At 69.9% G+C, this 12,680-nt stretch carries 13 protein-coding genes; 10 read left to right on the top strand and 3 right to left on the bottom strand.

What is annotated here, in order from left to right:
- Positions 1-62 precede the first annotated feature (62 nt).
- From AC1RRF_RS16000 to AC1RRF_RS16010, 3 genes are all read left to right on the top strand, one after another.
- Positions 63-1,388 (top strand): dihydroorotase, encoded by a 1,326-nt coding sequence (locus AC1RRF_RS16000; RefSeq protein WP_492836316.1) that lies wholly within the window; start codon positions 63-65, stop codon positions 1,386-1,388.
- Positions 1,388-2,146 carry a 3-oxoacyl-ACP reductase gene (locus tag AC1RRF_RS16005; protein WP_492836318.1) on the top strand — a complete coding sequence of 253 codons (759 nt, stop codon included), beginning with the start codon at positions 1,388-1,390 and terminating at the stop codon, positions 2,144-2,146. The genes AC1RRF_RS16000 and AC1RRF_RS16005 overlap by 1 nt, the downstream gene beginning before the upstream one ends.
- 88 nt (positions 2,147-2,234) lie before the next feature.
- A complete protein-coding gene (locus AC1RRF_RS16010) occupies positions 2,235-4,214 on the top strand; it encodes a WG repeat-containing protein (RefSeq protein ID WP_492836320.1) in 1,980 nt (659 codons plus the stop codon).
- Positions 4,215-4,243: 29 nt separating this feature from the next.
- Here AC1RRF_RS16010 and erpA read toward each other — a convergent pair whose 3' ends face one another.
- On the bottom strand, positions 4,244-4,621 hold the full coding sequence (gene erpA, locus AC1RRF_RS16015; protein ID WP_492836322.1) for an iron-sulfur cluster insertion protein ErpA: 378 nt from the start codon (positions 4,619-4,621) through the stop codon (positions 4,244-4,246).
- A gap of 64 nt (positions 4,622-4,685) precedes the next feature.
- Between erpA and AC1RRF_RS16020 the strand changes: the two genes are divergently transcribed.
- The 6 genes from AC1RRF_RS16020 (at position 4,686) to murC (ending at position 10,745) form a co-directional block, all read left to right on the top strand.
- Positions 4,686-5,861: a deoxyguanosinetriphosphate triphosphohydrolase gene (locus AC1RRF_RS16020; protein WP_492836324.1), complete on the top strand. Its 1,176-nt coding sequence runs from the start codon at positions 4,686-4,688 to the stop codon at positions 5,859-5,861.
- An 80-nt stretch (positions 5,862-5,941) separates the two neighbouring features.
- Positions 5,942-6,709, top strand: a complete 768-nt coding sequence (locus AC1RRF_RS16025; RefSeq protein ID WP_492836326.1) for an SPOR domain-containing protein — start codon at positions 5,942-5,944, stop codon at positions 6,707-6,709.
- 6 nt (positions 6,710-6,715) lie between these two features.
- A complete protein-coding gene (gene nagZ / locus AC1RRF_RS16030) occupies positions 6,716-7,762 on the top strand; it encodes a beta-N-acetylhexosaminidase (RefSeq protein ID WP_492836328.1) in 1,047 nt (348 codons plus the stop codon).
- 4 nt (positions 7,763-7,766) lie between these two features.
- On the top strand, positions 7,767-8,591 hold the full coding sequence (locus AC1RRF_RS16035; RefSeq protein WP_492836330.1) for a segregation and condensation protein A: 825 nt from the start codon (positions 7,767-7,769) through the stop codon (positions 8,589-8,591).
- Positions 8,588-9,250: an SMC-Scp complex subunit ScpB gene (scpB, locus tag AC1RRF_RS16040; RefSeq protein ID WP_492836332.1), complete on the top strand. Its 663-nt coding sequence runs from the start codon at positions 8,588-8,590 to the stop codon at positions 9,248-9,250. The genes AC1RRF_RS16035 and scpB overlap by 4 nt, the downstream gene beginning before the upstream one ends.
- 64 nt (positions 9,251-9,314) lie before the next feature.
- Positions 9,315-10,745: a UDP-N-acetylmuramate--L-alanine ligase gene (gene murC, locus AC1RRF_RS16045; RefSeq protein ID WP_492836334.1), complete on the top strand. Its 1,431-nt coding sequence runs from the start codon at positions 9,315-9,317 to the stop codon at positions 10,743-10,745.
- Between the two features lie 9 nt (positions 10,746-10,754).
- Here murC and AC1RRF_RS16050 read toward each other — a convergent pair whose 3' ends face one another.
- Both AC1RRF_RS16050 and AC1RRF_RS16055 read right to left on the bottom strand, forming a co-directional pair.
- Complete coding sequence (locus AC1RRF_RS16050) at positions 10,755-10,946, bottom strand: hypothetical protein (protein WP_492836336.1); 192 nt, start codon at positions 10,944-10,946, stop codon at positions 10,755-10,757.
- 8 nt (positions 10,947-10,954) lie between these two features.
- Positions 10,955-11,635: a hypothetical protein gene (locus AC1RRF_RS16055; RefSeq protein WP_492836338.1), complete on the bottom strand. Its 681-nt coding sequence runs from the start codon at positions 11,633-11,635 to the stop codon at positions 10,955-10,957.
- A gap of 123 nt (positions 11,636-11,758) precedes the next feature.
- On the opposite strand from AC1RRF_RS16055, the gene murB reads away from it, so the two are divergent.
- Positions 11,759-12,670 (top strand): UDP-N-acetylmuramate dehydrogenase, encoded by a 912-nt coding sequence (gene murB, locus AC1RRF_RS16060; protein ID WP_492836340.1) that lies wholly within the window; start codon positions 11,759-11,761, stop codon positions 12,668-12,670.
- The last annotated feature ends 10 nt before the right edge of the window (positions 12,671-12,680 follow it).

Below are 12,680 nucleotides of genomic sequence, written 5' to 3' on the forward strand. Positions count from 1 at the left end.
ACTGTCTTTTTTTTGCGCGGGCGCCCTGCCTTCCGCCCGCTTTCGGACTATTCAGGCGGCCCATGACCTATGACCTGATCGTTCGCGGCGGCGAAGTCGCCAATCACGCCGGACGCGGCCTCGCCGACGTCGGCATCGTCGACGGCAAGATCGCCTTCATCGGCGACCTCAGCCAGGCCTCGGCGGGCGAGGTGTTCGACGCCACGGGCCTGACGGTCCTGCCCGGCGTGATCGACACCCAGGTCCACTTCCGCGAACCCGGCCTGGAGTGGAAGGAAGACCTGGAGACCGGGTCGCGCGCCGCGGCCCTGGGCGGCGTCACCGCCGTGTTCGAGATGCCGAACACCGAGCCCAACACCACCGATCCGGACACCCTGGCCGACAAGCTGGACCGCGCCCGCGACCGCATGTGGACCGACCACGCCTTCTACATCGGCGGCACTCACGAGAACGCCAAATACCTGGCCGAGCTGGAGCGCCTGCCGGGCTGCTGCGGGGTCAAGGTCTTCATGGGCGCCTCGACCGGCACCCTGCTGGTGGCCGACGACGACGGGGTGCGCGAGGTCCTGCGCCATGTGAAGCGCCGCGCCACCTTCCACTCCGAGGACGAGTACCGGCTGGTCGAGCGCCGGCCGTTGGCCCGCACCGGCGACTGGACCAGCCACCCGGAGGTCCGCGACCCCGAGAGCGCCATCATGTCCACCCGCCGCCTGGTCGGGCTGGCCAAGGAGACCGGCGCCCGCATCCACGTGCTGCACGTCACCACGGCGGAAGAGATCGAGTTCCTGGCCGGGCACAAGGACGTCGCCACCGTCGAGGTCACGCCCCAGCATCTGACCCTGGACGGCGACGAGGCCTATGAGCGGCTCAAGGGCCTGGCCCAGATGAACCCGCCGATCCGCAACAATTACCACATCGCCGGCCTGTGGCGCGGGGTGGAGCAGGGCGTCGCCGACGTGCTGGGCTCGGACCACGCGCCGCATACGCTGGAGGAGAAGGCCCGGCCCTATCCGGCCTCGCCCTCGGGCATGCCGGGGGTGCAGACCCTGGTGCCGGTCATGCTGACCCACGTCGCCAACGGGCGTCTGACGCTGGACCGCTTCATCGACCTGACCAGCCACGGCGCCAACCGCGTCTTCGGCATCGCCGGCAAGGGCCGCATGGCCGAGGGCTATGACGGCGACCTGACCATCGTCGACCTGAAGGCGAAGCACGTCCTCAAGCACGAGGACATGGCCACCCGCTCGGGCTGGACCCCGTTCGACGGCTTCGAGGCCACGGGTCAGGCCAAGGCCACCATCGTGCGCGGCCGCGTCGTCATGCGCGACGGCGAGCTGCAGGGCTCGGCCCATGGCCGACCGGTCCGCTTCCAGGAGACCCTGGCCTGATGAAACTCGAAGAGCAGATCGTCCTCGTCACCGGCGGGGCGCGCGGCGTCGGCGCCGCCGTGATCCGCGCCTTCGCCGCCCAGGGCGCGCGCGTGGTCGTCAACTTCCGCGCCAGCGAGGCTGCCGCCCGAGAACTGGTCGACGAGTTTCCCGAACAGGCCGTCGCCTTCCGCGCCGACGTCACCGACCGCGAGGCGGTGCACGAGATGGTGGCGATGGCCGAGGACGTCTTCGGCGCCCCGGTCACCACCGTGGTCAACAACGCCCTGGACTACAGCTTCAATGGGGACGGCCGGTCGCAGTTCGCCGACCTCGACTGGTCCGAGATGGAGGATCAGTTCGCCACCGTCGTGCGCGGGGCCCTGAACGTCATTCAGGCCACGGCGCCGGGCATGGCCGGGATCGGCTTCGGCCGGGTGGTCAACATCGGCACCAACCTGTTCCAGAACCCGGTGGTGCCCTATCACGACTACACCGCCGCCAAGGCCGCCCTGCTCAGCCTGACCCGCACGGCGGCGGCCGACCTGGGCCCGCAGGGGATCACCGTCAACATGGTCTCCGGCGGCCTGCTCCGGACCACCGACGCCAGCGCGGCCACGCCCGAGGCGGTCTTCGACCTGATCGCCGGCATGACCCCGCTGCGCTCGGTCACCACCCCGGAAGAGTTCGCCGACGCCGTCCTGTTCTTCGCCTCGCCCTGGAGCCGGGCGGTGACGGGCCAGAACCTGGTGGTCGATGGCGGGCTGGTGCGGGACTAGACGCCGGCGGCGCCGTTAACGTTCGTCGGTAACGGGAAATTGCCGAGCCGCCGCCGATGCTGGCCCCGAGGTCAATCGGGAGATGGGCATGCGGGCGGCGATCATCGCGGCGATCCTGACCATGGCGGGGGCGTCCGGCGCGGCGGCCCAGGCCGACCCGGGCCGTTGGCTGATCCGCTGCGGCGGCCATTTCCAGCTGTGCGGCTATGTGGATCGGGAGACCGAGGCCGTCCGCCTGCCCTTCCGCTACGAGGTGGCCGAGCGCTTCCATGACGGTCTGGCCGCCGTCCGGGTCGATGGCCGCTGGGGCTATATCGACCAGACAGGCGCCGTGGTCATCCCGCCGACCTTCGAGGACGTGGGCCCCTTCCAGGGCGGCTTCGCGGAAATCCGGGTCGGCGAGGCGGCGGGCGTGATCGATCGTCGCGGGCGGATTGTCCTCGCGCCGCAGTTCAAGCGGATACTGCCCTTCGCCGGGGAGGTCTTCATCGCTCTGCCGACGGACGGCGGCGGCCATGCCTATGGCGATGACCTGATGCAGGCCAATGTCGGGGACGGGGGCCTCTATCACCTGCGCCGGGGCTGGCTCACCGAGAAGACGCTCACCTTCTCGTTCTTCGACGACCCGGCCCGCGGCCTGGTCTGGGCCAGGCCGCCGAGCCCTGACGGAGAGGTCTGGGGCCTGATGCGCGCCGACGGCTCCTGGCAGGTCGAGCCGCGCTACAGCCACGTGCAGCGGCTGATGGACGGGCGGGCGATCGTCCGCAATCTGCCCGATCCCGCGTTGCCGCCAATGGAGCGGCGGTTCAGCGTCCTGTCCGGCGCCGTGGACCGGGATGGCAGGCTGGTGGTTCCCACCACCTTCGGATGGCTGGGCTACTGGCGCGGCGGCTATGGTGTGGGACAGCGGACTGTTGGGCCGTCGGGCAGCGACGCCCCCGATGGCCAGTCGAACGACGGACTGGTCAAGCCTGACGGGAGCCTGCTGGGCGGCCGCTATTTCGACGGCGTTCAGGTTCCCGAAGGCGGCGCCCTGCCGCGGGTCCGGATCGGAGAGACCTGGCGCAGCATCGGACCGGACGGCGCCCTGCTGCCGGATCAGCAGGAGGGGTCGGTCTATCTGGCCTGCCCTGACGGCCGCGTGCTGCGTCATCGCAACGGAAAGGTGGAGGCCCATCGTCCGGACGGCGGAGGCAGCGTCGGCCTTTTCGAGAGCAGCTACCTGACGGAGCGCGACTGCGCATCGGCCCTGCCGTTGCAACGGGACGACCGATGGTTCCTGTTCATGCCCGACGGGACGCTGCTGGGCGGCGCGCGCGGATATGAGAGCGTCCACCGGTTTGACGGCGAACACGCGGCGGTGAAGCTGGGCGGCAAATGGGGGCTAATCGACGGTCGTGGACGGTTCATCGTGTCGCCCCGCTTCGACACCCTCAGCGCCGGCGGGGGAACGTACCAGGTCGGGATCGGCGAGGAGACGTACTGGATCGACGGCTCGGGTGAGAGGATCGCCGAGCCGAAGCCGCCGCGTCCCAGTCTGACCTGCGAAGGCGGCCTGACCCTGTTCCGCCAGAACGGCCTGTGGGGCATGAGGGACGAAGCGGGGGCGACGGTGATCCGTCCCGAACATCGCGTGCTGAGCTGCTTCCGGAACGGCGTGTCGTGGACGGTGGCTCCGAACGCCCGGCGCTGGTGCCCGATCGGCCCTGACGGGGCGCGGCGGACAGCCTTGTCCTGCAACACCGCCTACTACCCCGTCACGGTGTCTCACCACTCACCCGAGCCGTTCAGCGACGATCCGTTCGAGAGCAGCGTCCTGTGGAACCTGGCCGGGCTCGACTATCTGGCGGGCGACCGGGCGGAGGCGCCCCGGTGGTTGCCGGACCGGGGTGGCCGGGGCAGCTATTCCGTCATGCCGGGCGGTCCGGCCGGCGAGGAGGTCAGGGACGAGCCGACGGGGCCCGGCCTCGCGCTGGTCGCCTCGCTGGTCGCCATCGTCCTGGCGGTCCCGGCCGGTCTTTTCCTGTGGCGTCGCGCGCGGGCAGGCCCGAGTGACCGGAACATCTGACGTCAGGGCTTGCGCGGCGGTATCTGCGATCAGATCGAGAAACTGACGCCGCAGCCGCAGCTGGACGCCGCGTTCGGGTTGCGCACCACGAACTGGGCGCCCGCCAGGTCATCGACGAAGGCGATCTCGGAGCCCTTGAGGAAGGGCAGGGAGACCGTGTCGACCACGGCGGCCTGGCCGTCGGTTTCGATGCGGATGTCGTCGGCGTCGCCGGCCTCGATCAACTCGAACCGGTACTGGAAGCCCGAGCAGCCGCCGCCGTCCACGGCGACGCGCAGCAGCACCGGATGGCCCTCGGCCTCGCCCAGGGCCGACAGCCGCCGGGCGGCGGTTTCGGACAGGGTCAGGCCATGTCCGCCCGTGGGGGCGGAGACGGCGAAGGCGGGGGCGGATTGGACGGTGCTCACGCAGGCCTATATGAGGCGCGGACGGGCGTTCGCAAAGGGCGCCTGAGCGAATGAGCAGCCGAACTTGATCCCTGAGCGCGCGTCCTACGCCGAATATCCCGAGCACAGCCGAGGCCGGCTGTCCCCGGAACCGATCAGCCGCACCCGCAACGCCTTCGCCCGCGACCGCGACCGGATCATCCACGCCACGGCCTTCCGCCGCCTCAAGGAGAAGACCCAGGTCTTCGTGGCGCACGAGGGCGACCACTACCGCACCCGCCTGACCCACAGCCTGGAAGTGGCGCAGATCGCCCGCTCGCTGGCGCATGCGCTGAGGCTGGACACCGACCTGGCCGAGACGGTGGCGCTGGCCCACGACCTAGGCCATCCGCCCTTCGGCCATGCGGGCGAGGACGAGTTGCAGGCCCAGATGGCCCCGTGGGGCGGCTTCGACCACAACGTCCAGACCTTCCGCGTCGTGACCAAGCTGGAGGAGCGCTATCCCCAGTTCGACGGCCTGAACCTGAGCTGGGAGACGGTCGAGGGGGTGGTCAAGCACAACGGCCCCGTCAGCCACCGTCTGGACGAGCCCGCCTGGCAGGCCATCGCCCACTATGCGCCGGGCTGGGACCTGCGCCTGAACAGCTTCGCCTCGCTGGAGGCCCAGGCCGCCGCCATCGCCGACGACATCGCCTACAACAACCACGACGTGGACGACGGGGTGCAGGCGGGTCTGTTCACCCTGGACGATCTGTCCGAGGTGCCCCTGATCGGGCCGGTGCTGCGCGGCGTCCGCGCTGACTGGCCGGCGATCGACGAGCGCATGGTCCGCATCGAGGCGGTGCGCCGCATGATCGGCGTCATGATCGAGGACGTGCTGGCCGAGACCGAGCGGCGGCTGGAGGCGGACAACATCCGCTCCACCGAGGACGTGCGCATGGCCGCCAGGACCCTGGTCGCCTTTTCGCCGGCCATGCTCGCGGACCTGGGCGTGCTGAGGAAATTCCTGTTCGAACGGATGTATCGCCACTACCGCGTCAACCGGACCCGCAGCCAGGCGCGGCGGATTCTGGCCGAGATGTTCCAGCTGTTCATGGCTGAGCCCGAGACCATGCCGCCGGAATGGTCTGGCCCCGCCCGCGGCGGCGACGAGACCCGGCGGGCCCGGGCGGTGTGCGACTACATCGCCGGCATGACAGACCGCTACGCCATTGAGGAACACAAGAAGCTGTTCAGCCTCGACCTGGCGCTCGATCTGTGATTCGTAACCCCAGCCGGGGCGGGTAGAGTAGCTGGCCGACGCGGGCGATTCGCGGTCGGCGACGTATCCAAGGCGCGGCCATGTCCCACGAAGATCCCTATCGTCCGAACCCGGGCCGCGACCGCGGCGCCTACACCCCGCCGACCGACGACGACCTGCCGTTTGATCGCGGCGGCTATGATCCGCGCCGGGGCGGACCTGGCGGCGGCGGCGGAGGCGGCGGCAAGTCCCCGCCGCTGACCCTGATCATCTCGGGCGTGGTGCTGGTGCTGCTGATCATCGCCGTGGTGGTCTATTATCGCGCCGGCCCGCGCTCCTCGAACGACGCCCCGCCCGCCGTGGGCACGCCCGTCGGCGACATGAAGGCCGCCGCGCCGATCGACGCCCAGCCCGTGGACCCCGAGGCCGGCATCGACGTCTACGCCGGCGCCGAGGCTCCGACCGCGACCCCGACCTTCACCCCGCCGCCGGAAACGGTCCAGCCGCGCCCGCTGCCGCGTCCGGTCGAGGGCGCGCCCCTGCCGGCGCCCGTGACCCGTCCGACCCCGCCCGCCGTGACGGCGCCGCCGGCCGAGAAGGCCGAGCCCGCTACGCCGCCCGCCGCCGGCGGAACCTCGGGCGTGCAGATCGGCGCCTTTTCGACGCCCGCCATCGCCGAACGCGAGTACGGCCAGGTCGTGGGTCGCTATCCGTCGCTGACCCGCGGCGCCAGCCGCCGGGTGCAGGAGGTGACCTCGTCCACCGGCTCGACCCTCTACCGCACCACGGTGACAGGCCTCAGCCGCGACCAGGCCACGGCCCTGTGCACCGCCATCAAGTCGGCCGGCGACGACTGCATCGTGCGCTGAGGCCCGGTGACCTCCGCGGCGATCTACGGCTGTAGCGGCCATCGGCTGACGGCGGAGGAGAAGGCCTTCTTCGCCGACGCCCGGCCGTGGGGCTTCATCCTGTTCCGGCGCAATGTGGAGAGCCCGGACCAAGTGCGGGCCCTGACCAGCGAGTTGCGCGAGAGCGTCGGCTGGGACGCCCCCATCCTGATCGATCAGGAAGGCGGCCGGGTGCAGCGGATGGGGCCGCCCCACTGGCCCAAATATCCGCCGGGCGAGGCCTATCTGAAGGCGACCAACGATCCGCTGACGGCGCGCGAACTGGCCCGGCTGGGCGCCCGGCTGATGGCGCATGATCTCAAGGCGGTCGGGATCAACGTCGACTGCCTGCCGGTGCTGGATGTCCCGGTGCCGGGCGCCCACGACATCATCGGCGACCGCGCCTATGCCCGCGATCCGGCGACGGTGGCGCAACTGGGCCGGGCGGCGGCCGAAGGACTGCTGGCCGGCGGGGTGCTGCCGGTGATCAAGCACATGCCGGGGCACGGCCGCGCCTTCGCCGACACCCACAAGGAGCTGCCGACGGTGCACGCCGATCTGGACACGCTGGACGCCTGGGATTTCGCGCCGTTCAAGGCCCTGTCCGACATGCCCATCGGCATGACAGCGCACATCGTCTTCACCGCCATCGACAAGAAGCGTCCGGCGACCCAGTCGAGGAAGGCGATCAAGCTGATCCGCGAGCGGCTGGGCTTCAAGGGCCTGCTGCTGTCCGACGATCTGGTGATGAATGCGCTGAAGGGCACTCTGACCGAGCGGGCGCGGATGTCGCTGAAGGCCGGCTGCGACCTGGTCATCCACTGGAACGGCGACATGGCCGAGATGCGTCAGGTGGCCGAGGGCGTCGGCAAGCTGAAGGGCGGCGCGGCGCGGCGAGCCGAGGCGGCCCTGGCCCGCATCGTCCACACGCCCGAACCGCTGGACGAGCGCGAGGCCCGCGACCGGTTCGACGCCATGCTGGCCGGCCGCCTGAACGCCGCCAGGGGACCGGACGTCGGGGAGGCGCAGGCCTGATCCCATGACAGATGCCTTCCAGCCCAATCTGGACTTCGCGGCCGTCGACCAGGCGGACGAACGCGACGCCTTCGTGGTCGACCTGGAAGGCTATGAAGGCCCGCTGCATGTGCTGCTGGCGCTGGCGCGGACGCAGAAGGTGGACCTGCTGAAGCTGTCCATCACCCGGTTGGCCGAACAGTATCTGGCCTTCGTGCACGAGGCGCGGCGGCGCAACTTCGCCCTGGCCGCCGACTATCTCGTGATGGCGTCCTGGCTGGCCTATCTGAAGTCGCGCCTGCTGTTGCCGCGCAACGAGAAGGGCAAGGGCGACGAGGTCCCGGCCGAGGAGATGGCCGCCGCCCTGGCCTTCCGCCTGCAGAAGCTGGAGGCCATGCGCAAGGCGGTGGAGGCGATCCAGTCGCGGCCCCAGCTGAAGCGCGACGTCTTCACCCGCGGCGATCCCGAGGCGCTGGTCATCATCCCGTCCGACCGCATCGACGCCAGCCTCTACGAGCTGATGGCCGCCTATGTGCAGCAGCGGCGGCGCGAGGAGCAGCGGCGCTACAATCCCGGCCAGCGGGTCGAGGCCTTCCAGTTGGAGGCTGCGCGCGACTGGCTGCGCGAGGTCCTGCCCCGGCTGGAGCAGTGGACGCCGCTGGAAAAGATCGCCCCCGAAAAGCACGGCGATGAGGAAGGACCCTCGCAGGCCAGCTATACGGCGTCCACCCTGTCGGCCAGTCTGGAACTGGTGAAGGAGGGGGCCATGGATGTGAAACAGGCCGAGGCCTTCGCCGACATCTTCCTCAAGCGCCGCGGCCAGGGCTTCCCGCTGGAGCTGACCCCATGAGCCTCCAGTTCGCCCCCGATCACATGGAGATCGAGCGCCGCGTCGAGGCGCTGCTGTTCGCCGCCGCCGGGCCGTTGTCGGCGGCCGAGATCGCGCGACGCCTGCCCGAGGGCGCGGACGTGGGTGGGGCCATCTCGGGCCTGCGCGAGCGCTATCAGGGGCGGGGGGTGGAGCTGGAGTGCGTCGCCGACCGCTGGCGCTTCCGCACCGCCGCCGACCTCAGCTTCATGATGACCGAGGAGCGCGAGGAGCCGCGCCGCCTGTCCAAGGCCGCGCTCGAGACCCTGGCCATCATCGCCTACCATCAGCCCTGCACTCGGGCCGAAATCGAGAGCGTGCGCGGCGTCTCCCTGTCCAAGGGCACGCTGGACCTGCTGCTGGAGATGGGGTTCGTCAAGCTGAAGGGGCGGCGGCGCACGCCGGGCCGCCCGGTGACCTACGCCACCGCCGACAAGTTCCTGGAACACTTCAGCCTGGCCAGCCTGTACGATCTGCCGGGCGTTCAGGAGATGAAGGCCGCGGGCCTGCTGGACCTGTCCATCCCCGTCGGCTTCGAGGTCCCCGACCCGACGCGCTCGCCCGACGGCGACGAGACCCCGCTGCTGGACGGCGCCGAAGACGGCCCGGAGTTCGCGCAGGACTTCGTGTCGGAGGACTGATGGGACGGGCGGGGCGCCGCAGCGGGGTGATGCATTCCCTTCAAACCCCTGCTAGTCCGCTTCGATGATCGCTCGCCTTCGCCCCGTTCCGTTCGACCTCGGCCCTGTCCACTTCGTCGGCATAGGCGGCATCGGCATGAGCGGCATCGCCGAGATCATGCTGAAGATCGGCTATGCGGTGCAGGGCTCGGACGCCAAGGCCAGCGCCAACACCGAGCGGCTGGAGAAGCTGGGCGCCAAGGTCTTCATCGGCCATGACGCGGCGCACGTCGCCGACGGCGTCTCGGCGGTGGTCTATTCGACGGCGGTGAAGGCCACCAACCCCGAGATGATGGCCGCGCGCGAGCGCCGCATCCCGCTGGTCCGCCGGGCCGAGATGCTGGCCGAGCTGATGCGGCTGCAGTTCTCCATCGCGGTCGGCGGCACCCACGGCAAGACGACGACGACCTCGATGGTCGCGGCCCTGCTGGACGCCGCCGGACTGGACCCGACGGTGGTCAACGGCGGGATCATCAACGCCTACGGCACCAACGCCAAGGTCGGCGATGGCGACTGGATCGTGGTCGAGGCCGATGAGAGCGACGGCAGCTTCCTGCGCCTGAAGTCGACGGTGGCGATCGTCACCAACATCGACCCGGAGCACCTGGACCACTACGGCGACTTCGACGGCGTCCGAAAGGCGTTCGTGGACTTCGTCGAGAACATCCCCTTCTACGGCTTCGCCGCCGTCTGCCTGGACCACCCCGAGGTGCAGCGGCTGGTGGCCTCGATCGATAACCGGCGTCTGGTCACCTATGGGATCAACCCGCAGGCCATGGTCCGGGCCGAGAATTGCGACATGGGTCCCGACGGTTGCCGCTTCGACGTGGTGATCCAGCAGCAGGGCCTGGCCGCGCTGGACGAGCCGATCCGGATCGAGGGTCTGCACCTGCCTATGGCCGGCTGGCACAACGTCTCCAACGCCCTGGCCGCCATCGCCGTGGCGCGCGAGCTGGACGTGTCGGACGAGGCGATCAAGGCCGGCCTGGCCGGCTTCGGCGGGGTCAAGCGGCGCTTCACCACCACGGGCGTGGCCAACGGCGTGCGCGTGATCGACGACTACGGCCACCACCCGGTCGAGATCGCCGCCGTGCTGAAGGCCGCGCGTCAGGTAGCCGAGGGCCGCGTCATCGCCGTGGTCCAGCCGCACCGCTTCACCCGCCTGCGCGACCTGATGGAGGAGTTCTCCACCTGCTTCTCGGACGCGGACGCGGTGATCGTGGCCGATGTCTATCCGGCGGGCGAGGCGCCCATCGAGGGCGTGGACAAGCATGCGCTGGTCGACGGCATCCGCCGCTTCGGCCATCGCTCGGTGCAGCCGCTGGAGAACGCCGCCGTCCTGCCGCGCGCCATCCGCGAGGAGGCGAAGCCCGGCGATCTGGTCGTCCTGCTGGGCGCCGGCGACATCACCAGCTGGGCCTATGCCCTGCCGGCGCAGCTGGAGGCGCTGGGGTAACCGCCGGGCCTACCTCATGGTCGCCGACAGCCCGAAGTAGAGCGCCGCCACGGCGGCCAGCACGATGACCAGCGTCGTGAACAACGGCGCCGGCCAGTTCCGGGCCTTTGCGAAGCGGAAGACGAGATAGAACGCGACCATCGTGCTGAAGATGGTCAGCATGGGGCCGAGGCCGTTCATCAGTTTTTCGGTCGGGTTCATCGCCGCGCCTACCCCATGTGAACCAGGATCATGTTTCCGGCGATGAAGGCCAGGAAGCCGACGACGACGAAGGCCGTCGCGAACGACGTCAGCCATTCCTGCCGATCCTTCAGCCGCAGGATCTCGGCCTCGTCAAACACCCCCGCGTTCATCCGCTTCTGATCCGCATCGATGAAGGGGATGAGGACGGCGAAGCTCAGGGCCATGGGCAGGAAGATGAGGACGAGGTTGGCCAGGCTGGAGAAGGACGCGCGCCCCGCGCTGAACCGGCCGAGGAATTCGTTCAACGCCTGTTGGTGGGACAGCGGCGCATAGGCGGCCAGCAGGGATGCGATCCCGATCGCATAGAGCGCGACGTAGAGGGCGATCTGGCCGGGCGTCTTCTTCACGCGGGGCGGCGGCGGGGTCGGCTCCGAGCCGAAGCGGGGCATGGGTTCGCCGATCCGCCAGGCGCCCGAATCCTGCTTGCGCCGGACATGCCACGACCATCGATGGACCGCGCGGTGGAAGATCGGCAGACCCACGAAGGCTAGGAAAACCGTCAGGATCAGGTTCAGCGCGGCCTCCGCCGTGATCGAGACCCCGGTGTAGACGTTGACGGCGTAGACGAAGGCGATCCAGCCCAGCAGCAGGCCGACCGTCGCCATCAGCCATAGCAAAACCAGTTTGAGGATCGCGGCGGGCTTCATGGACCGAGGCTAGGGCATGGAGGGGCGCGCGGGCCAGTGAAACCGGCGCCGGAAACCCACGCGAAGGCGAGGCGACCGTTCGCCCCCTTGGACATCGGCTCCGGCGCCGCTATCGGACTTCCCATGACCTGGCACGACACTCTCCCCACCGTCCGTGGCAAGCTGCTGCTGAACGAGCCGCTGGGGCCGTTCACCTGGTTCCGGGTGGGCGGAAACGCTGACGCGCTGTTCATTCCGGCCGACGCCGACGATCTGGCCGACTTCCTGAAGGCGTTGGATCCGGCCGTGCCCGTGACCGTGCTGGGCGTCGGCTCGAACGTCATCGTGCGCGACGGCGGGGTCGAGGGCGTGGTGATCCGGTTGGCCGGGCGTCCGTGGGCGCAGGTGACGGCGGAAGGCGACACCGTCACGGCGGGCGCGGGGGCGCTGGATTCGATGGTGGCCAAAGCCAGCGCGAAAGCGGGCATCGGCGGGCTGGAGTTCTATGCGGGCATTCCGGGGACCATCGGCGGCGCCCTGACCATGAACGCCGGCTGCTACGGTTCGGAGACGAAGGACATTCTGGTCTCCGCCTGGGGGTTGACCCGTCAGGGCGAGCGCGTCGACTACGCGCTGGCCGACTTCGGCTACACCTACCGCCACTCCGAGGCGCCCGCGGACATCATCTGGGTCGAGGCCGTCTATCGCGGAACGCCCGCCGATCCGGACGCCGTGTCGGCGAAGATCGGCGAGATCACCAGCCGCCGCGAACAGACCCAGCCGATCCGCGAGAAGACCGGCGGCTCGACCTTCAAGAACCCCGAGGGTCATTCCAGCTGGAAGCTGGTCGACGAGGCGGGCTGGCGCGGCAAGCTGCACGCGGTCACCGGGGGCGGGGCCATGTTCAGCGACCTGCACTCCAACTTCATGATCAACCCGGGCGAAGCGACCGCGGCGGACATCGAAGGTCTGGGCGACGCCGTGCGCGCCGACGTTCTGGCCAAGACGGGCGTCCAGCTGGACTGGGAGATCAAGCGCATCGGCCGCCCGGCCTGAGGCGCTTAAG

Source organism: Brevundimonas sp. GW821-FHT12C05 (assembly GCF_058807475.1).